15 protein-coding genes are annotated in these 22004 nt (G+C 44.7%); 8 read left to right on the top strand and 7 right to left on the bottom strand.

Annotation, left to right across the window (positions count from 1 at the left end):
• Window positions 1-48 precede the first annotated feature (48 nt).
• The 5 genes from UYC_RS0113170 (at window position 49) to UYC_RS0113150 (ending at window position 8786) form a co-directional block, all read left to right on the top strand.
• A complete protein-coding gene (locus UYC_RS0113170) occupies window positions 49-291 on the top strand; it encodes a hypothetical protein (RefSeq protein WP_016876299.1) in 243 nt (80 codons plus the stop codon).
• Window positions 292-699, top strand: a complete 408-nt coding sequence (locus UYC_RS0113165; protein ID WP_016876298.1) for a type II toxin-antitoxin system VapC family toxin — start codon at window positions 292-294, stop codon at window positions 697-699. It begins immediately after the preceding gene.
• 33 nt (window positions 700-732) lie between these two features.
• On the top strand, window positions 733-6834 hold the full coding sequence (locus tag UYC_RS0113160) for an ATP-binding protein (RefSeq protein WP_016876297.1): 6102 nt from the start codon (window positions 733-735) through the stop codon (window positions 6832-6834).
• Between the two features lie 270 nt (window positions 6835-7104).
• Window positions 7105-8478, top strand: coding sequence for a CheR family methyltransferase (locus tag UYC_RS0113155; RefSeq protein WP_016876296.1), 1374 nt, complete (start codon window positions 7105-7107; stop codon window positions 8476-8478).
• Between the two features lie 35 nt (window positions 8479-8513).
• Window positions 8514-8786: a hypothetical protein gene (locus UYC_RS0113150; RefSeq protein ID WP_016876295.1), complete on the top strand. Its 273-nt coding sequence runs from the start codon at window positions 8514-8516 to the stop codon at window positions 8784-8786.
• A 7-nt stretch (window positions 8787-8793) separates the two neighbouring features.
• On the opposite strand, the gene metK is transcribed toward UYC_RS0113150, so the two are convergent.
• The 3 genes from metK to UYC_RS0113130 all read right to left on the bottom strand — a co-directional run bounded on the left by metK (window position 8794) and on the right by UYC_RS0113130 (window position 14553).
• Window positions 8794-9996: a methionine adenosyltransferase gene (gene metK / locus UYC_RS0113145; protein WP_016879532.1), complete on the bottom strand. Its 1203-nt coding sequence runs from the start codon at window positions 9994-9996 to the stop codon at window positions 8794-8796.
• A gap of 509 nt (window positions 9997-10505) precedes the next feature.
• Window positions 10506-13700, bottom strand: a complete 3195-nt coding sequence (locus UYC_RS0113140) for a cation-translocating P-type ATPase (protein ID WP_016876293.1) — start codon at window positions 13698-13700, stop codon at window positions 10506-10508.
• A 199-nt stretch (window positions 13701-13899) separates the two neighbouring features.
• Entirely contained in the window at window positions 13900-14553 is a 654-nt protein-coding gene (locus UYC_RS0113130; RefSeq protein ID WP_016876292.1) for a Uma2 family endonuclease, read from the bottom strand.
• A gap of 791 nt (window positions 14554-15344) precedes the next feature.
• Here UYC_RS0113130 and uvsE point away from each other — a divergent pair.
• On the top strand, window positions 15345-16301 hold the full coding sequence (uvsE, locus tag UYC_RS0113120) for a UV DNA damage repair endonuclease UvsE (protein ID WP_016876290.1): 957 nt from the start codon (window positions 15345-15347) through the stop codon (window positions 16299-16301).
• A 47-nt stretch (window positions 16302-16348) separates the two neighbouring features.
• A complete protein-coding gene (locus tag UYC_RS0113115; RefSeq protein ID WP_016876289.1) occupies window positions 16349-17947 on the top strand; it encodes an Hsp70 family protein in 1599 nt (532 codons plus the stop codon).
• 158 nt (window positions 17948-18105) lie between these two features.
• Here the strand turns inward: UYC_RS0113115 and UYC_RS0113110 are convergent, their stop codons facing one another.
• The 4 genes from UYC_RS0113110 to UYC_RS0113095 all read right to left on the bottom strand — a co-directional run bounded on the left by UYC_RS0113110 (window position 18106) and on the right by UYC_RS0113095 (window position 20683).
• On the bottom strand, window positions 18106-18315 hold the full coding sequence (locus UYC_RS0113110; RefSeq protein ID WP_016876288.1) for a hypothetical protein: 210 nt from the start codon (window positions 18313-18315) through the stop codon (window positions 18106-18108).
• A gap of 58 nt (window positions 18316-18373) precedes the next feature.
• The gene (locus UYC_RS0113105) at window positions 18374-18907 is read right to left on the bottom strand and encodes a L,D-transpeptidase (protein ID WP_026087574.1); all 534 of its coding nucleotides are present in this window, start codon (window positions 18905-18907) and stop codon (window positions 18374-18376) included.
• Between the two features lie 49 nt (window positions 18908-18956).
• Entirely contained in the window at window positions 18957-19469 is a 513-nt protein-coding gene (locus tag UYC_RS0113100; protein ID WP_016876286.1) for a L,D-transpeptidase, read from the bottom strand.
• A 578-nt stretch (window positions 19470-20047) separates the two neighbouring features.
• On the bottom strand, window positions 20048-20683 hold the full coding sequence (locus UYC_RS0113095) for a bifunctional 4-hydroxy-2-oxoglutarate aldolase/2-dehydro-3-deoxy-phosphogluconate aldolase (protein WP_016876285.1): 636 nt from the start codon (window positions 20681-20683) through the stop codon (window positions 20048-20050).
• 343 nt (window positions 20684-21026) lie between these two features.
• Here UYC_RS0113095 and UYC_RS0113090 point away from each other — a divergent pair, with 343 nt between their 5' ends.
• Window positions 21027-21869 carry a DUF2382 domain-containing protein gene (locus tag UYC_RS0113090; RefSeq protein WP_016876284.1) on the top strand — a complete coding sequence of 281 codons (843 nt, stop codon included), beginning with the start codon at window positions 21027-21029 and terminating at the stop codon, window positions 21867-21869.
• The last annotated feature ends 135 nt before the right edge of the window (window positions 21870-22004 follow it).

Below are 22004 nucleotides of genomic sequence, written 5' to 3'. Positions count from 1 at the left end.
AATGTCGAATTTCGATTTTAAGTTTGCGCTCACTCGAATAAGCTTATTATGAGTAAAGAAGAACAGTTACTAGAATATTGGCGCGAACTCTCCCCTGAAGCGCAAGATCAAGTGATTCAATTCGCACAATCGTTAAAACCCCAGCCGGAATTTGTTCCACAAACTCCCCTTGGCAAAAAGCTATGGGAAATTCGTCAACGTATCGTTGCATCAGGCGCTCCCCTGTTGAGTGATGAAGAACTTGAACAGGAACTAAGAGAGCGTCGCGGCGGCTGGCGCGAAGTAGATTAGATGACTCGAACTTTTATCGATTCTGGTGTACTGATTGCGGCGGCTCGTGCCAATACAATCCGGTCACTAGCTGCACTTCACATCCTCAACGCTCGCGATCGCGAATTTGCTTCCAGCGCCTTCATCCAGCTAGAAACCCTACCAAAAGCAATCTATAACCAACAACAGGCAGAAGCAGAGTTCTATGAGTGTTTTTTTAGCAGCATTACCCTCTGGGCAACCAAACTAGAGCAAATTGTCCAAACCGGAAATCGCATTTCCTGCACCTATGGTCTAGCTGCAATGGACGGGCTTCACATCGCGGCTGCGCTCTCTGTTGATGCAGAGGAATTTGTGACCACTGAAAAAACTACAAAACCCATGCATCGTGTTACAGAAATTAAAATCGTTTCAATTGCCGACGAATAAAATTATTGCCATATAGCCGAAGCCATAAGCGCTATGCAACGACCTCAAAGAGATACAGTGACACTAAAAGATATTGTCATCACCGAGGAGTTATCCCGGCGAAATCCTCGTTCGGCAAACTTACTAAAAGAAAATCAGGCATTGCACGCATTGGCGCGGCAGTTGGTAAATCAGCCCCAAACAATGCTTCAAACTTTAGTTGACATAGCACTCGATTTGTGCAATGCAGGAACCGCAGGGGTTAGTTTAATAGAAACAACCCCAACAGGTGAAGAAGTTTTTCGCTGGAATGTATTAGCAGGAGCGTTAGCACGATACGTAGGTGGCACTAATCCCCGTAAATTTAGCCCCTGTGGAGTCTGTCTTGATCGCGGTTCTCCTCAGCTTTATTCCCATCCCGAACGGTATTTTACTGATTTACAGGCAGCAAACACGCCGATTGTAGAAGGGTTGGTGTTGCCGTTGATTGCGGATAACCATGCCCTTGGCACCATCTGGATTATGTCTCATGATGAGCAACGGCATTTTGACTCTGAAGACGTGCGGATCATGACGAGTTTGGCAGACTTTACAGCCACGGTCTTGCTGTTGAAGCAGCGCCAAAAAGGAGAATTGCTGGCGGCTAATGCGGCTTTAGAGGCAGAAATAGTGGAACGCAGACAGGCGGAGGAGCGATCGCACGCCCTGATCTCGAATCTTCCGGGTGGGGCGGCGTTTGTAGTCGATCGCAATCTCCGCTATTTGCTGGCGGAAGGAGAAGCATTAGCGATCGCCGGATTCAAACCGGAAGATTTCGTTGGGCATACGATTTTCGAGGTGCTGCCGCCCGAATTAGCCGCGAATTATGAGCCGATGTACCGTGCAGCCCTTGCAGGTGAGGCGTTTGAGCATGAACACCATGCCCACGATCGCACTTACATCTCACGGGGAACGCCGCTTCGGGCTGAAAATGGGGAAATATATGCTGTGCTTGCGGTCTCTTATGATATTACGGAACGCAAACGTAGTGAAGAAGCATTGCGTGAGTCTGAGGAACGGTTTCGCACGCTGGCGAACACGGCACCTGCCCTGATTTGGTATAACGACGCGCAGGGCAATAATCGTTTCATCAATCAATATTTCCTAGATTTCACGGGCAAGAGTGCAGAGCAGATTCGCGGAGAGGGTTGGCATAATTTAGTTCATCCGGACGATGCTGAATCTTACATTGCTGATTATCTGGCAGCAGTCCGCGAGCAGCGATTGTGGCACAACCGCAACCGCATTCGGCGGCATGACGGGGTGTGGCGATGGCACGACAATTATGCCCAACCGCTCTTTAATGCCAATGGCGTTTATCTCGGTCATGTGGGCGTGACGATCGACAATACGGATGCCATTGAAGCCGAAGTCGCGTTGCGTGAATCGGAAGCCAAATATCGATCGCTGTTCGAGACGATGGAGGAAGGTCTTTCTGTGTTGGAGTTGATCTACGACGATAGCGGCAAACCTGTTGACATGCGTTGGCTAGAGGCGAACCCAGCATTTGAAAAAATAACCGGTTTAAAGAATGTGGCAGGCAGGCTCACCAGCGAGTTTGTTCCTTCCGAGGACTACTGGCTGGAAACTTATGACCGCGTAGTAAAAACAGGCAAACCCATCCGTTATGAAAATTATCATGCAGGTATTCAGCAATGGTATCGAACCCATACCTCACGGGTGGGAGGCTCTGAAAGCAGGGTGGTTGCCAATCTTTTTGAGGATATTACCGATCGCAAACGCCGCGAAGCGAACATCGCTTTTCTCAACGAAATCGGCAAGGATTTATCTGTGCTGTCCGCGCCGGACGAGATTATCCAAACGGTCGATACGCGCCTCGGCGAATTCCTGCAAATTTCGGGCTGCATTTTTGCAGACGTTGACGAAGCCAAAAACGAAGCCACTATACATCACGGCTGGAACACAGCAGACGTTTCGAGTCTCAAGCAAACCTTCCGGCTGGCGGATTATTTTGGCGAAGAATTCGCCCGCGCCGGTCGCGCTGGCGAAACGGTCATCGTCCGCAACACCGCACGCGACGAACGCGCGAACGCGGAGGCTTACGCCCGGCTGAAAATCGGCAGCTTCGTCACTGTTCCATTTCAGCAGCACGGACGCTGGGTGGCAAACATCACCGTAACGAGCAGAGAACCGCGTGATTGGCGATCGGACGAAATCGAGCTTTTGCAGGAAATTGCGAGCCGCGTTTTCCCGCGCATCGAACGCGCCCGTGCCGAAGCAGCGTTGCGCGAGAGCGAGGAAAAATACGCCGCGCTGTTTGCGGCATCGCCAGTTCCGTTCATGGTGCTGGAACCGAACCCACCGGATTTTACCATCACCGCCGCGAACGAAGCCTATTTCGCCGCCACCCTGACCACGCCGGAAGGACTCATCGGACGCAGGCTTTTTGATGTCTTCACCGACGACCCGAACCGCCCAGGCACCCTTGGTTCGGAGGCACTCGCACTCTCCCTGGATCGCGTCCTGACCTCACGACGACCGGACGCGATGGCTCGCACGCGATATGACATTGTGACTCCTGACGGCGGGTTAGAGCCGCATTGGTGGCTGGCGATCAACGCGCCGTTGCTCAACGCCTCCGGTCAGGTCACCGCCATCATTCACCAGGTCACCAGGGTGACCAAGCTGCACCTCGCTGAGGAGGCGGAGCGGGAGAACCAGGAGCGGCAGGCGTTTCTGCTGAAGCTCAACGATATTCTGCAACGATTCGTGCAGCCGAATGACATCAAAGCGGCTGCTATGCGCTTACTTGGCGAGCATCTCGGCGTGAGCCGCGCCCAGTATCACGAGTGCGACAGCAGCGGCGAATACTATAGTGCCGACGGGGTGGGCTATGCAAACGGCTTGCCGCTGCTGGATTTGAAGTACCGGATAGACGCTTTCGGCACCTTTGTTAACGAGGATTTTGCCGCCGGACGCCCCTACAGGAGCGACGACCTAACTGTTGATCCGCGGATCAGTGCCGAAGAACGCGATGCCTATCGCACCTACCAGATCGGGGCAGGGGCTGGCGTGCCGTTGATCAGGGGAGGGAAGCTGGTCGCCATACTCGCCATTCACGATGTTCACCCGCACCCCTGGACAGACCTGGAAATGGATTTAATCCGCGAGACGGCGGAGCGGATTTGGACACCCCTCGAACGTGCCCGCGCCGAAGAAGCATTGCGCGAATCAGAAGCAAAATATCGATCGCTATTCACATCGATTGACGAAGGCTTTAACCTGCTGGAAATGATTCCTGACGAATCAGGTCATCCCTGTGACTTTCGGATTGTGGAAACGAATCCAGCCTGGGAGCAACAAACTGGCTTAACCGATGCAGTCGGCAAGACGCTGTTGGAAATCGCCCCCAATTTTGAACAAGAGTGGCTTGACTTCTACAGTGATGTCTTGATTTCCGGCAGAGGCAGGCGTACCGAATACTACACAGCCTCCGTTGACCGTTGGTTTACCGCCTATGCCTCATGGATTGGCGGTGAAGGGAGCCGTCAAGTTGCCGTGGTGTTCAACGACATCAGCGATCGCAAACGCACGGAAGAACAATTGCGCCGCGCGGCTGACATGGATGCCTTTCGAGTCAAGTTGTCGGATGTGTTGCGATCGCTGGCTGACCCAATTGAAATTCAACGAGCAGCGATGCACGTCATCGGTGAGCATCTAGCGGCTGACCGCGTGTTTTACACCACGATGATGCCGGACAATGTCACCACCGCGATCCACGACAACTACGTGCGTGAGGGCGTGCCGAAATTGCTCGGCAGCGTTTACGTTACGGATGTTGGCGACGCTGCTGTGCAATTGAGAAATGGGGAAACCGTCGTTCTGACGGATGTAACCACGGACGAATTTACCGAATCGGAAAAAGCAGCCTATACCAGAATTGACGTGGTTGCCACCATCGCCGTGCCGCTCGTCAAAGGGAATCACTGGGTAGCCACCCTCGTCGCCCATTCCAGAACACCGCGCCAGTGGACGATGACAGAGGTCGCCCTTATGCAGGAAACCGCCGAACGCACTTGGGCGGCGGTCGAACGCGCAAAAGCCGAAGTAGCCATGCGCGAATCGGAACTTCAGCGAGTGCGAGAACAATCTGAGCGCGAACAAGAACGCCAACGCGCCGAATCTCTGGCAGAACTCGATCGCGCCAAAACCCTTTTCTTTAGCAACGTCAGCCATGAGTTTCGCACACCGCTGACGCTATCATTGGCTCCGTTGCAAGATGCCCTGAGCGATTCTGCTAATCCCTTACCTCAAGCACAACAAGAACGGCTAGAACTCGCCCACCGCAACAGTTTGCGTTTACTGAAACTGGTTAATACCCTGCTTGACTTCTCCCGCATCGAAGCCGGACGCAGGTCAGCAGTTTATGAACCAACCGACTTGGCACTGTACACAACTGAGTTAGCCAGTGTGTTTCGTTCCGCCATTGAACGGGCTGGGCTACAGTTAATTGTCGATTGCCCACCTATCGGCGAGCCAGTCTATGTAGACCGAGAAATGTGGGAGAAAATCGTCCTGAATTTGCTCTCCAACGCCTTTAAGTTTACCCTAGAAGGTGAAATCGCCGTCAGGCTGCATCTTGCTGATGACCGTTATGTAACTTTACAGATAGAAGATACAGGCACCGGGATTGAGCCAGAAGAACTGCCCCATGTGTTTGAGCGATTTTACCAAGTCCGCAAACCTACAGCCAGAACTCATGAAGGATCTGGAATTGGTCTAGCTTTAGTGCATGAGTTGATCAAAATGCATGGTGGAACTGTAGATGTAAGCAGTACCGTAGGAGTGGGAAGCTGCTTCACCGTCACAATTCCATTAGGCACAGCACACCTGCCAAGCGAGCGTATCGAAGCAACACACACGCTGACATCAACTGCATTAGGTACAGCATCTTATGTTCATGAGGCAGAGCGCTGGTTGCCGGAAGAAGAGAACAGGGTTGGGGGAACAGGGAACAGGGAGGAGTCTTGCCTGTCACCTGTCACCTGTCACCTGTCACCTTTTTCTGCCCATGTCCTTATTGTCGATGACAATGCCGATATGCGCGATTACCTCAAACGGATATTAAGCGAACACGTTGAAGTTCAAGCCGTTGCGGATGGAGCAGCAGCGCTGGCGGCAGCTACTGAGCGAGTGCCGGATCTGGTTCTTTCTGATGTGATGATGCCACAGATGGACGGTTTTGAGTTAATCAAAGCATTGCGGGCTGATGCACGCACAAAAGAAGTACCGATTATTCTGCTGTCTGCCCGTGCCGGAGAAGAATCCGTAATTGAAGGACTCCAAGCTGGGGCTGACGATTATCTGATTAAACCCTTCTCTGCCACCGAACTTGTCACCCGTGTCAATGTTCATCTGCAAATGGCACACTTACGCTCTGAAGCCCTCCGCCAGGAAAGAACAATTAGCCGCAGGAAAGATGAGGTACTATCAACAGTTTCTCACGAACTAAATACTCCCTTGGTCGCCATTCTTGGTTGGGCGCGATTACTCCGCAGCAGTCCTCCCAATCCAGCCATGCTCGCGAAAGCCTTAGAGACGATTGAGCGCAATGCCACCCTGCAAGCCAAACTTGTCCAAGATTTACTGGATATCTCGCGGATCGCTGCGGGCAAAATCAGTCTTAATTACCAGTCTGTGGATCTAAAATCTATAATAGATACTGCGATCGCCACAGTGCGTCAATCCCTGGAAACAAAAGATATTTGCCTAGAGTATATAGTTGACCCTTTATCAATAACAGTCGAAGGCGATCCGGAGCGTTTGCAGCAAATTGTCTTGAATTTACTTACTAATGCCATTAAATTTACTCCTCAAGGAGGAAGAATTAAAGTTCGTCTGGACATAACTGAAAATCAAGCCCAGATCGTGGTAAAAGACAATGGCAAAGGTATCAGTGCCGAGTTTCTACCCCATGTTTTTGATATTTTTCGTCAGTCTGAAAGCTCACATTCAAAAAACGGATTAGGACTGGGACTCGCGATCGCTCATCATCTGGTAGAACTCCACGGTGGCAAGATCTATGCCGAAAGTCCTGGAGTTGGGCGAGGTGCAACCTTTACTGTCAAGCTACCGCTCGTTGGTGTTAGTCTGTAAGAGAGACTTAATAACAATAAATATAATTTAATCTCAAGAAAAATATCATAACAAGCAGTTTATCCTTAAACATCCCGCAAGAAATTTTTGTAAAAAAGCTAACGCTTAAATAATCATTTAACATCTGGTGTGCATTATGAAAACTAATGATATGTCAAGGATTTGGTGTGCTGTAGAGATGCGTACAGCCCAGGCTTTCCAGAAGTGAATTTCGCGTCTCTACTTCTAATTCCACATTGAGCGTATTTAATAATTACCCCAGACTTTACCATGAGCACATCAGAGGTCAACCCAGAGTTTGATGCTTTGTTGCATTACCTCAAGCAAAACTGTGGTTACGATCTAACAGGTTACAAACCTGATTCTTTGATGCGTAGGTTACAACGCCGGATGCAGCAGTTAGGAATAGAGAACTATACGAGCTACTTGCAATACCTACAGGCTCATCCCCAAGAGTGCGCTCCCCTGCTTGACACCATTTTGATTAACTTCTCTGGCTTTTTTCGCGATCGCAATGCTTGGGATTATTTAGCTAACACAATCATTCCCCAAATTATTACAAGCAAGCAGCCATATGAACGAATCCGAGTTTGGAGCGCTGGCTGTGCTTCTGGACAGGAAGTTTATACACTTGTGATGTTGCTGGTTGAAATCTTAGGCATCGAGCAATATTTGCAGCGAGTGCAATTGTTTGCCACGGATATAGATGAAGTTGCACTCAAGCAAGCACAACAAGGTATTTATAACGAGAACGAGGTAGCAGACATTCCAACTCAGCTACTTTCTAAGTACTTTGAGCAAACCGAGCAGGGCTACGTTTTTTGCCCCCAACTGCGCCGCTCAATCATCTTTGGTCGCCATAACTTGGCTGTTGATGCGCCCATGTCTAAAATTGACCTGCTCGTGTGCCGTAATGTCCTAATCTACTTCAAACGCGAAACCCAAGCAAGTATTTTGGTTCGCTTTCATTTTGCATTGACTGATAAGGGCTTTCTGTTTTTGGGTAACTCAGAAAGCTTGCTCAACGACAGACAAATTTTTATCCCTGTTAGTCTGAAGCATCGTATTTATACTAAAGGGGAAAAACTCGGTTTGGATGAGCACTTGCTGATTCTACCTCAGACTCACAACCGCAAAGTTGTTGACCCTCTAACTACCAAGATCCACATCTGGCAAGCAGCCTTCAAGACAAGTCCATTTGCCCAGCTGGCAGTGAGTTACGGTGGTTGCTTGATTGTTGCTAACGAACAAGCCTACGCTCTGTTTGGTTTGACAAACAGTAATATAGGCGCGCTAGTGCGAGATCTAGAGATAGGGCAAATTGTAAATTCATGGGCTTTGATGAGGCAGCTAAATCGCGATCGCCATCCGTTCAGCCTGAAAAATATAAAGTGGGTAAATGATAATGGCACAACTTATTTAGACATCCACATTACACCAATATTAGATCCAGAGGGTAAGCTGCTAGGTGCAAACCTCACTTTTATTGATGTTACCCAATACATATACCTAAAGGATGAAATTGAACGCTTAAACTCAACTCTTGCAAGGGTGACTCAGGAATTACATTTAACAAAAGAAGTATTAAATTCTACAAAACAAGAGCTAAATAATACTCAAAAAGAATCCAAAAATATACACTAAATTCAAGGCAGCCATCGTTTAGGAGGTGGAAGCGTATGGAATTAACAACTGTATTATTAGTAATGGTTCTATTTTTTACACCTGCTACTGCTTTAGCACGACAAACGCAGCCAAGCGATCGCCTATCAGTAACAAATAGGCAGAAATTAGAGCAAAACAGAAAAAAGCTTAATGCAGATATTGAGCGGATAGTAAAAGAAACGCAAGAATTAGAGCGCTTTAGTAGACCATATTTAGTCGAGTTTCAGAGGAGAAATGAGCAAATGCGACACCGTCCAGATGCAGTCATACGTTTTCGGGAAAATTAAACCTTATTCACTCCAACAAAGCGGGAACCATATCCATTTCTTCCCAAGGTACAATTTCTAAATCGAGTCTACCAACGTGCCCGTAAACAGCCAGTTTTTTGTAAAACCCACCTTTGACAATTGTGGGGAGCAGTCTCAAATTGAACTTCTTGATAATTCCTGCAAGACGAAAATCAAAATGTTTTTCTAGGAGTGTTTTGATTTCTTCGTCAGAAATTTTGCCTGTGCCAAAGGTTTCTACTTGAATGCTAACAGGTCTGGCAACTCCGATCGAATAGGTCAGTTGCACTTCGCACTCTTCTGCCAAACCAGCAGCTACAACATTTTTAGCTGCATATCGCGCTGCATAAGCACCAACCCTATCTATCCGTGTCGGATCTTTACCGCTCAAAGCTGCGCCACTATGACGGGAATACCCCCCATAAGTATCTATAGCATTCTTCCTGCCAGTTAACCCTGAATGTACTGAAGGGCCACCAATAGAAAATGGCTCATCAAAATCAATTAAAATTCTAGTCTTTTCATCGGGCTTACATTCATTATCTTTTAAGACATAGTCGATAATAGTCTCTTTAATCTCTTCTTGGAGTGTATTTATATTACCTAAATATGATTCTGGCTGCTGATTGTGACTGGCCAAAATTGAGATACTGTGGATTCTATAAGGTTTGCGATCGCGATATTCAATCCCAACTTGAGTTTTGCCATCTGGTCTAATGTATGGCAAGATTTTCTCTTGGCGCACAGCAGTTAATCGCCTTGCTAACTGATGTGCCAACCAAATTGGCAGTGGTATTAAAGCAGGAGTTTGATTGCAAGCAAAACCAAAGACTGTCACCTGATCTTTAACAGGAATTAACTCCATCTCATCGTCTGATAATCTTTTAGCATCCCAATAACGATAATCATGAGATAGCAATTCTTTAACGCTAGTGACAATACTACAGGTTTTAGCATTAAAATCAGGTTCATCATAACCAACCTGCTTAATTACCTGTCTGGCTGTTTTGGTAAAATCTACAACTGCATCAGATTCAAACCTAGCAGCAATGAAAACAATCGCTGTAGCTACAGCACATTCAGCGATTACTCTGGAATAAGGATCTTTCTGGAGAAATTTATCTACAATTGCATCACTAATTTGGTCACAAAGTTTATCAGGATGCCCTTCGGTGACAGACTCAGAGCTAAACATGAAATCATTTTTCATATTTAATTTGTTGGGTTTGAATGTGAAAGAACACTAATTTTGTTAGTATCAAAATCTCAGCGAAGTAAGCTTATTAGCTGGTTACTTTATTGTTGCTGCAATCAAAAGTAGATTATCCCTGTGAAAGCTAAAATATAGCAAATCTATTTGATAGAATAAAGGCAGAGGTATTTTTGGTCTCTTTAATAAAGAGAGTTGGGGGATAAAGTCTAGTAGTCTAGTAGGGTGTGTTACGGCTATGCAAGGATTTGAGAGTTTAAGAGAATGACAGCCGTAACGCACCGCAGATCAAGGTTGACTTGATAAATCATCTCTCACAACGGGAGTTTGGGGATAAACCTGTTACAAAATTAAGGGTAATATGCGTATTTTTTAAATTAAATATTATTTTTGACGCGAAAGATTTGAATTTTTTTAAACAGACTTTTATATAACAATTTTATTTGATTTATGGGAAACTAAAAACCCCGGCTTCTTCAAGAAGCCGGGGTTCTGGTGTTGTTTAAGAATTAAACAGAGATTGCAACAGCAATTTGTTGTTCCACTTCCTGCTGTTCTATCTCCAAAGGTGAAATCGTAACAGAATCGTCGTTACCACCAGGAAGTAAAGGAGTAAGGTTGTTGTCTCCCTGCAAATACCTGGTAGCTACTTCTTTTCTACCTTCATTCACCAAGAATGGAAGTATGGCACTACTACCAATTACCGCAGCATCAACGAGATTGATTGGTGCAATTTGCAGTAAGCCTTTGAGTCCTGGCATAGTTGCAGCTAGGATCTGAAGGATAAAGGAGCCACCAAGGGCAATATTCAAGTATTTGTTAGGCGGCAATTTCTCCTTGCTGAATATGCTGTGTGTCTGCGAACGACAGCTGAGAGTATGCAGCAGTTGTGCCATTGTCAAACTCATGAAGCCAATGGTGCTTGCCTGCGCCCCAATACCGTAACGTCTAATGCCGTACCAATAGGCTGCTAAAGCACTTACAGACAATGCTCCTGACTCGATGATAATTCTCTTAAAGTCAGAACTTTTGATAATCGGTTCATTCGGATCGCGGGGTGCCATCAGCAGTACATCTGGTTCCGGTGCTTCCATTGCTAAAGCCAGCGCTGGGAAGATGTCTGTAATTAAGTTCAGCCACAGCAGCTGTATGGCTGAGAGAGGATGCCCGATGCCAGCTGTTGTTGCTGCTAACATCACCATGATTTCGCTAGTGTTGGTAGACAGCAGGAAGTGAACAGATTTTCTGATGTTGTTATAGATTGTCCGCCCGTGGCTGACGGCAATAATCATGGTTTCAAGGTTGTCATCTTCCAGTACGACGTCGGCAACTTCACGCGCGACATCTGTGCCGGTATGCCCCATCGCAATACCGACATCAGCCGCTTTTAAGGCAGGAGCATCATTAATGCCATCGCCTGTCATTGCCACAACTTTACCGCTACTTTGTAGGGCTTGGACGATTTGCAATTTGTTGGCAGGACTAATCCTAGCAAAGACATGAACGCGATCGCACAATCCCTTCATCACCTCTGGCTCAATGTTGTTGAGGTGGGTGGAATCAAGGATTTGCAGTTGTTCGCCTTTGCTCAAATTCAATTGCTTGCCGATCGCATAGGCAGTTGGGCTTTGATCGCCGGTGATCATTACCGTATTGATGCCAGCTTGATGGAAACCTCCCATTAAGTCTTGCACACCATTTCTGATCGGATCGATCATGCCGACTATTCCCAACCAAATTAAATCTTCACGAGAATGGATATCTTCCGATTCATCTAGTTGGTAAGCAACTCCCAACACCCGCAGTGCCTTACCTGCCATATCTTCGTTTTGGTTTTCGATGGCGAGTCTGTCTGCATCTGTGAGTGGAACTTTCTGCCCGTTCTTCATCTGAGCGCTGCACAGACTTAAGACTTCTGACGGACTACCTTTGACGGCAATGAGGTTTTTTTGCTCGTCAGGGGTAAGGTGCAGTGTTGTCATGTAGTTGCGCTCTTGGGAGCGGTGAGCGATTTTCAGTCGCGGGTAATTTGCCCTGAGACTGGTGACATTCACTCCAGAAGTGATAGCTAAATCAATGAGTGCGTTTTCGGTTGCAGAACCTCTGACAACATACTCATCGCTTTCTTGTTCTTTATCTACTTCACTTTCGTTGCACAGCACTAAGACATGAATCAGTTTTAAGAGCTGTTCGTGTTCATATGGATTAATTGTCTCTTCTTCAAACAGCAACTTGTCATGAGAAACCTCGATGCATTTGCTGTCTGTGCAAACTTCTACAACCCTCATGCGATTGGCAGTGATGGTTCCGGTTTTATCCATACAAATAGTTTGGACGGAACCAAGAGTTTCTACTGCATCCAAACGGCGGATGAGGACATTATGCTTCCTCATGTTGGCAATGCCGAGAGCAAGAGTTGTGGTGGCAACTGTAGGCAAGCCTTCAGGAACTGCTGCTACTGCTAAAGATATAGTTGACTTGAGCATTTGCAGTACACCGTTGCCGCGCAGCAATCCGATCCCGAAGACAAAAGCGCAAATTGCCCCTGAAATTACTACCAACTGGCTGCCGGCTTGATCTAGCTGTTTTTCCATCGGAGTTTCGGGCATTGTGGCTTCACCCACCATCATTTGGATTTTGCCCATCTCCGTGTATTTGCCTGTTGCTACTACTGCCGCAATTCCTTGTCCACCGGTGACTAATGTCCCCATGTAAACCATATTTTTGCGATCGCCTAAAGGCACGTTATCGCCACTAAGGGCAGCAGTACTTTTGGTTACGGGCATACTCTCACCCGTGAGTGCCGACTCATCTACACTCAGGCGATGTGCCTCAATTAGTCTGGCGTCTGCTGGTACATAACTGCCAGGCTTGAGAATCAAAATATCTCCAATTGCAATTTCTGGGGCGCTGATTTCTTGGATGCTGCCATCTCTGATCACAAATGCCGTTGGGTTAACCAGATTCTTCAACGAGCGAATGATCTTCTCGGAATTACTTTCTGTGGCATAACCAATAGCAGCATTGATTACCACAACTCCCATAATCACTACAGCATCAACCAAGCCTCCGGTAGCTACTGAAATTCCAGCTGCTACAGCTAAAAGTCCTACAGGTAAAGACTTAAATTGATCGACAAACATACTTAGTCCGGAACGAGGTATTGCTTCCGGTAAAGTATTTGAACCGTATTTTTTCAGATTTTTTTGGGCTAAATCGCTAGATAAACCTGATACCTTACAAGTCTCTAACTCAGTAATAACCGTTTCCGATTCTTTCAGATGCCAAGTTGCTATTTGCTGCGTTTGGGCTTCAGTACTCGTAGTTATTTTCTCTTTCCGAGTGAGAGATTTGCTTGATTCTTTAGATTTTTTTTGCGGTCTTTTTTCTTTTTTTGCTGCTCGTGTGACTATAGAGTTCTGGCTGTATTTTGTATATTCTAAAACTAGGCTTTCAATTAACGAAGCCAGCGTCAAATAACTCTGTCCTGGCTGAAAATATACCAGAACATTGCCTGTGATTGGATTGGCGCAAACTTGCGTTATGCCTTTGTGTTCCGACAACCTCAACTCTAGGTATTTTTTAAGTCCTTCCGAACTTTGCAACCCATTAATTTTATACCTAGCCCTCCCTTCAACAGCAGTATGCAATGTCCGAACAATAGCATTGTTGCTGCGACAGGAGATGTTGCAGTTTTTGTTCATTTCTTCATTCAGTTGTGGAAAAACTAATTGGCCCAGAACTTTTTATTGTAGTGGCAATTTTTGATTTTAACTACTCTCAAATCAGAATTTTTAAATAACTTAATTCCTTGAGGAAAATCTGACATAAATTGAGTCGTTAGCTAAAGCAGACGAGATTTTTTATTTAAAAAATCTTAATTATATTAGATTTTACTCAGTTTTACTTGATTGTTTGTGCGATCGCCTCTGCAAATTCTTCTAATGCCTGAAAACTTCCTACCTGCCAAGCACGTTCTACCAAAGCAGGAATAATTTGTGTAAGTTGTATATTTGCAAAATTAGGACTAATATCAGATTTTAAATAAATTCCTTCACTCAGTAGATAGATATTAAGCTTGCCACTTTCATAAATCCATACTTCTTGAACGCCAATTGCTCTGTAAGCTTCGAGAGTGGTTTTAGAAGTTACATCTGTTTCAATAGCCAAATCTGGTGGTGGATCGTCAGCTTGCAGACGCCGACGACCAATCATTCGTTGATAATTTTGAATATAAAAGCAAGCATCGGGTTCAACTCCGGCTGTACCTTCCCGTTTGAAGGTGGTAGAACCAAAAGGTTCATACCTCTTGCCCATAGCCTTGAGCAAGGTTTTGACAAAGTCTGAAATTAATTCTTTGGGAATTTCATGTTCGGGTAGGGGAACCATAATTTCTAAAGTACCCTGGCTGTAGGCAACTCTGGCGCTCCGATGTTCTCCCAACTCTTGCAAAATCGACTCAAATTCCTGCCAGCTGACATTGGGAATGGTAACTGCGCTACCGGGAGCTAGTTGCATCTGGCTAACGGGTTTGACAACGGGAGTTACAGCAGTCATAAAGGCAAGGGAACAGGGTACAGGTTACAGGGATCAGGGAACAGGTTACAGGGAACAGCGATTTCGCTCGTGTTGAAAAATGGCTAAATATTTATGCGTAGGTATTGAGAATTTATTTTTGATCTACTCTGATGATAATGTTTTGTCTCTTTCCCAGGCTAGAGCCTGGGAAAGCATTGATTGAGGCTCCGCCTCCTCTTCATGAGGCAGAGCCTCCTGTTTCCATAACCATGCAGAGCATGGTAATGAGAAATTAAGAGTTAAGAGTTCCCTTTTATTTTGCATGAACAATTAAGACTCATTCATAAGTTTTAGAGACTCATTCACGAGGTTCCAACACTCATTCATCAGGTTTTAAGACTCATTCACGAGGTTCCAACACTTATTCACGAGGTTGTGATACTCATTTACGAGGTTCAAACACTCATCAACGAGGTTCTAAGACTCATTCACGAGGTTCTAGGATTGATTTATCAGTCTTGATGTCTTATCAATCAGGTTCTCAGGCTCATTCACGAAGTGCCGAGGTTCGTTAACGAATTACTGATAACCGCAAATTGTAGGGTGAGCAATGCCCACTCCCCACTAAATTCGCCAACGCTATCATGATGTTGGGCTGGTAGCTAAAACCCATTTAACTGAAAAAATATCCTGCGAGATATTGCATTCTGTCTTCTGACTTCTGACTTCTGAATTCTGCTTTAAACAAAGCTTCTGTCTTTAGATACTAATTATTCCCAGCAGAAGTTTGTTAAATCAAAAAGATGCCGACATTAATAAATATATAGTAAATGACTTTAAGTACTCAATTAGATCATCTTCCATACTTAGAACACAAACCTCACGGCACATCGCCTTACTTGGGGCTAGTCTGCATTACCTTCTCTAAAGAGGTGAGGTTTCGGACAATAACGCGCACGCGTTATCTGCAACTGAGTGAAGAACAACGCGCCAATACTCTCAGAGAACTTTATCAGGATAATTTGCAGCGTTTGGATGGGGCATTAACTTTTTGTCAACAGCACAAAATTCAACTTTACCGGATGTCCTCAGGTTTATTTCCAATGAGTGACATGGAGGACGAAATCGGCGCAAGTATATTAGAGGAAATGAGTGCCGATTTAGCTAAGATTGGACAACGGGCAGAAAAATTAGCGATCAGAATGGTGCTGCATCCAGATCAATATGTAGTATTGAGTTCTGATTCAAAAGAAGTGGTAGCAACAAGCATCAAGATTTTGGAGCGCCACGCCCGCACGATGGATTTAATGAGTTTACCTCGTTCTGTTTGGTCTTTGATGAATATTCATGGTGGCAAAGCTCAACGCCCCGAAAAATTAGTGCGGGTAATTTCGGAACTACCAGAAAATATCAAAAGTCGCTTGACTCTGGAGAATGATGAATATGCCTACAGTTCCAGTGAAATTTTAGCAGTCTGTAAAAGTGCTGGTGTGCCAATGGTATTTGATGCCCATCACCATATTTGCCACGAAAATTTGGATAGTTACGACGAGCCGAGTGTGGCAGAAATGTTTGCTGCGGCGCGAGAAACTTGGGCTAATCCACAGTGGCAGATGGTTCATATTTCCAACGGCGAACAAGCTTTTAATGACAGAAAGCACAGTAACTTAATTACTGCCATGCCCAGTGTCTATCACCAAGCACCTTGGATCGAAGTGGAAGCCAAGCATAAAGAAGAAGCTATTAACCATTTGCGATCGTGGTGGCTGATGCAGAATAATCTTTGATAAAGTAGCTGTTTGCGTTTTAGCAACAAAAGCGCGAAATTTAAGATATGGCGATCGCAATCGATTTTGGTACAAGCAACACAGTTATTGCTCGTTGGAATCCTGTTACCCAAGAACCAGAAACTCTCAATTTAGCTGGTTTATCAGTTCAACAAAGTCTCAATCCGCCCCTAATTCCCAGTTTGCTGTATGTAGAAGATGCCGCCAAAGCAAAAGTTTTGGTAGGGCAACAAGTACGCGATCGCGGTTTGGATTTAAAAAACGATCCGCGATTTTTCCGTACTTTCAAACGCGGTATTGGCACAGATATTCAAGGTTTTTTACCCGAATTAGATGGGCAAATAGTTACTTTTGAACAAGTCGGGCAATGGTTTCTCAACCGAGTGATTGAAGAATTAGCACCGATGCAAGGCGGTGTAGAATCTCTGGTACTAACTGTACCTGTAGATAGTTTTGAAGCTTATCGTTACTGGTTGGGCAAAGTTTGCCAAGCACTACCTGTAGAGCAGGTGCGAATACTGGATGAACCCACAGCGGCAGCTTTGGGTTACGGCATGGCAGATCGAGAAGTTTTGTTGGTGGTTGACTTTGGCGGCGGCACGCTAGATTTATCGCTAGTCAGGTTGGATCGCAGCACTCAAGTGGCTAGTAAACCAGTCGGATTTTTACTCAAATTTGGTAATAAATCTCTAGCTGAAACCTCCAAGCAAAAGGTAAAAACTGCCCGCGTGTTAGCAAAAGCCGGACAAAATTTAGGTGGTTCTGATATCGACAATTGGATAGTTGATTACTTTGCTCAAACTCAAGGTTTGACGGTAAGCCCCTTAACAATGCGACTGGCAGAAAAAGTCAAAATTCAATTATCAAGCCAAACTCAAGCCAGTGAAGTTTATTTCAATGATGAGACGTTTGAAAGTTACGAGCTGGAATTAAATCGCGATACCCTAGAAAGCATCCTCAAAGAACACGCGTTTTTTGAGCGACTTGATGACTCGATGACTCAGCTGTTGCAGCAAGCACGACGCCAAGGCATCGAAGTAGCAGATATTAATGCTGTGCTATTAGTCGGTGGCACCGTACAAATACCAGCAGTGCAGACATGGATTAAGCAATATTTTGAACAAGAAAAAATTCGTTGCGAGCGCCCGTTTGAAGCGATCGCCCAAGGTGCCTTACAGATAGTTCAAGGTGTAGAAATCAAAGATTTTCTCTACCACAGTTACGGCATCCGCTATTGGGATAGGCGCAATCACCGTCACAGTTGGCATCCAATTATTAGAGAGGGGCAGCCTTACCCGATGACTCAGCCAGTGGAGTTAGTCTTGGGTGCTTCTTTAGAAAATCAGCCCAGCATTGAATTAATTATGGGCGAATTGGGAGCAGATACAGGTAGTACGGAAGTTTATTTTGATGGCGATCGCCTAATTACTCGCCGTCTTGAAAGTGGTGTTACCACCGTTAAACCCTTGAATGATAAAGATGGGGCGAGAACAATTGCTAAGTTAATACCACCAGGGTTTCCGGGAAGCGATCGGATTAAAATTCGGTTTTTAGTTGACGATCAGCGCTTTTTGCGAATTACAGTCGAGGATTTATTGACGAATGAAACTCTACTGGAAAATCAACTGGTAGCGCAATTAAGTTAAGTAGAGAAGGCAGATGGCAGAGAGCAGAAGGAAAGTTTTTTCATTCATGACGGCTGCTTAGAAGATTAAAGACACAGATCCCCGACTTTTCAAAAAAGTCGGGGATCTTGTTTGTCACTTTCACATCGGTAGTTCCCTATTCAAATTTTATGCTGCTGTTAAGGACAACCCCACGAAGTTACAGCAAGAAGCCCAGCACCTTCAGCCTTCACTTTTTCTAAAGCTTTGGGAATAACTTGGAGAACAGCTGATACATCCTTTGCTGCATCGTCCTCAAAACCAGCATAGTCCAAAATCAGCTTTGCCCTCTCAAAGTATCCTTCCCAGTCGACATCAAGAATGTGGGATACAGATGCTAATGTTTTCACAATTTCACGCCGTCAATACCCATACTGCCAACCTTTTTTGAATTAATTTCAACACTCCTTATTTACGCACTACTACCAAAGTTCCAATCTCAGCCCAATTGAAAATTTTGCGAGCCTCCTTTACTGGTAAATTGACACAACCATGGCTCACAGGAGTACCAAATCGGTTATGCCAAAAAGCACCATGAATGGCATAGCCCCGAAAAAAATACATAGTATAAGGAACATTAGGAATATCGTAGCCCGGCCCCCGCATTCTGGCAGAGCGGTATTTAGTGCTAATGAGAAAGTTACCTTTTTTTGTGGGAGTTGAACGTTTTCCAGTCGAAACTCTTATAGAATGAACAAGTTTATTGTCTTGCCATGCATACAAGCGTTGCTCGGATAAATCAATCACAATTTTCTTGCGGGGTTTTACTGGCTTTACAATTTCGGATTCGCTGAAGTAGTCGGGGTTGAATGAGCGATGGGAAAAGTGAGAAACAGAGACGCGGGAATTCAAAAGAGTAAAAGAAGTTCCCAACACCAATCCCGCAGACGCAAACAAAGCTCCTAACCAACCAACCCAACTGCTACCAACCAAGTTTGCCATTTGTGTATTACTTTCTAGCTTGAGTGCGATCGCAAACCAAAATTCTAAATTATTTATGCACAACGACTGGCGTGCCTATCGATGCCCAATCAAATAGCCATTTAGCGTGATTGGGTGCAACATTTACACAGCCATGACTAACAGGTGTGCCAAATCTTCGATGCCAGTATGCTCCGTGAATGGCATAGTTTCCTTGATAAAACATCGTATATGGAACGTTAGGAACATCGTAGTCTCTACCGCGCATCCGAGTTTTCCTCAGTTTAGTTTGGATTTGAAAAACACCAGTACGAGTGGGAGTAGATTTTTTGCCTGTGGAGACAATGACTGCAAAAACAGGTTTTTTACCTTCCCAAGCGATTAATTTTTGTTCTGATAAGTTGATTTGTATCCAGCGTTTCTCAGTGGTTTGGAGATTGGCGATCGCTTGTTTAATTACCTGAGGTTTAGATTGCGCCAATGTCCCCTCTGAACTGATGCTAAAAATACTTATAGATAATGCCACACTAGCCAGGAGTGTTTTGGAATAACGCACCCAATTCAGGGAAAGTAGATTTTTCATGACTGTTACACCAAGATGACAAATTTTTGAGAAAATTTTACTTTTCACGCTCGGATTTTGACTCGATTGCTGCAACAGGCATGAGTTTTTCTCATTTCATCCTATAGCAGTTGTCCAGATTGATAATTGTCAAAATGCACAGAATGACAAACAGGAGCAGCAGAGCCATTCATACCAATTTTGGATTTTGGATTAAAAGACTTCCTATGCCAGTTTGGTATCATCCCTGCTTTCTTCGTAGTCTGGAATCTTTAAAGTCGCTAAGTAGCGGTTATAAACTGCATACACCAGAATGCGTGAAAAAACTTTCTTACCTTCTGCCTTCTACTCAGCATGGTTTTCCCTCTATGAATGCATCAAATACTCTTCATTCATAGAGTTCCCATTTTCAAGCTCAAAAAATTACATACTCACTGAAAGTTCCACGAAATAAAGGGTGTAGTGTAAATAGACACGCCCACAGGCTAGAAGCCTGGGGCTAGACAAACAAAGCCCACCTCAGTGGGCTGAAATCTTTACAGGCTACGGAGGCAGCCTTTGTTTGTATAGCGACACCCTTCTAGGGTGTTGGATTTTAGCTACACCCCTAGTGAATCCATCAAGGTTTTCGCCTGCCTAGAGATTGCCTGCCAATCTCCAGCTTCTACAGACTGTTTGGGAAATAACTCACCGCTTAAACCCACAGCGATCGCTCCTGCTTGTAAAAATTCCCTTGCATTTGCTAAAGTGACGCCACCAGTAGGAATTAAAGGAATATGTCCCAACGGCCCTTGTAAACTTTTTATATACTTTGCTCCTCCTACTGCTTGCACGGGAAATACCTTGACGCAGGTTGCTCCATAATTCCACGCGCTCACAATTTCTGTAGGGGAAAGTGCTCCTGGGATAATAGGAAGATTTTGCTCAAGCGCAACTTGAATCATATCCCTGTCAACGTGAGGTGTAAACAAAAATTGCGCTCCGGCGGAGATTGCTTGATGTAAATGTTGCACACTTAACAGTGTTCCCGTGCCAATCAAACAGCCTGGTAATTCCAAGCGCAGTCTAGCGATTAACTCAGCGGCATTGGCGCTATTCCAAGTAATTTCAATTAACTGCATTCCCCCAGATGCTACAGCCAAAGCCATTTGACGTCCAATTTCTAGATTTGAAGCGCGAATCACTGCGATCGCTTTGTGTTTTTGCACTAGATTTAACCAAGGGTGATTTGACATTACTAAGTGTGAATTTGAAAAATTTAGCGACTAAACTTCCACATTAAATTAAATTGATGTGGCAAGCTCAGAGGTTGTAAGTAATAGATAATTAAAACCTCTGACTACAGATAGATTTTTACAATCAAAATGATTTTAATTAAAAAAATCAGTATACGAGCGATTAATTGCGTGTTGATGAGAGCTATTAGATTAAAACTCAAGAATATGGAACATTGAAATATATAGACTATGGAATACTAAGTAAATCAGCAATTTCATTCGCAAGCGGGAGGAAAACAAACAAATGAGTTTTTAAGCTAATTAGGGTATAAACTTATCTAGAAAATTTGGTAATAATTCTATGCCTCTCTACAAACTTGCAGACTTTGACCCTAACTACCGCGAAACTTTTGGTGGCGATGATATCAAAGGTTTGCCTCTCTATACTCAAGGAGGAACTAGAATTGGTACAATCACCGATACACTAGTTGATGAAGATGGACGTTTTCGTTATTTAGTAATTGATAGTGAAATAGACGCTACTAGCAAAAGAATATTACTACCTATCGGTCTTTCCCACATAGATTATAATGCTCGGCGCGTAACTGTGGATGGTCTGAGCAGAGAGCAAGTATTGCAGTTGCCTGAATACAGAGACAACATGGCTGTTGATTACGATTATGAAGAACAGGTACGCAGAGCTTATCGCCCTTTAGGAACTAATATAAATTACGATCGCGATTCTTACACTTACCAACAAGATGCAGATTTATACAATTTAAGCGAGCAGAAACATCAAACTATTAGATTGTATGAGGAACGGTTAATTGCTAATAAAAATCGTGTAAAAACTGGAGAAGTAGCTGTTGGCAAGCACATAGAAACTGAAACGGCACAAGTTTCCGTACCTATTGAAAGAGAGCGAGTCGTAATTGAGAGAGTTACTCCTACAGAAGGAGAAACAGTAGTTAATGCCAGCGAACTTCAATTCCAAGAAGGAGAAGTAGCACGCATAGAAATCTACGAAGAAACACCCGAAATTCATAAAGAGGCATTTGTACGTGAAGAAGTCCGCGTTAAGAAAGTTGTGGACAGAGAAACTGTTGAAACTCAAGAAACAATTCGTCGGGAAGAATTAGATATTAAAACTGAGGGTGATTTACCTGTAAATGATGCTAGTATAAATGAAATTGACAGAATGTAACCTCAGTTATTCTAATTAAGTAGAAGATTAGTAAATAGATTCTACTTTGAATTTATTGATGCAGGTAGGAAAAGTATTTATTCCTGCCTGCATTGTTATTATAATTTTATATATAGATATAGTCTTGATTATCAA

Source organism: Chlorogloeopsis fritschii PCC 6912 (assembly GCF_000317285.1).
GTDB lineage: Bacteria > Cyanobacteriota > Cyanobacteriia > Cyanobacteriales > Nostocaceae > Chlorogloeopsis > Chlorogloeopsis fritschii.
Note: the sequence above shows the minus strand (reverse complement) of the source record. Positions and strands in the feature narration are given on the sequence as shown.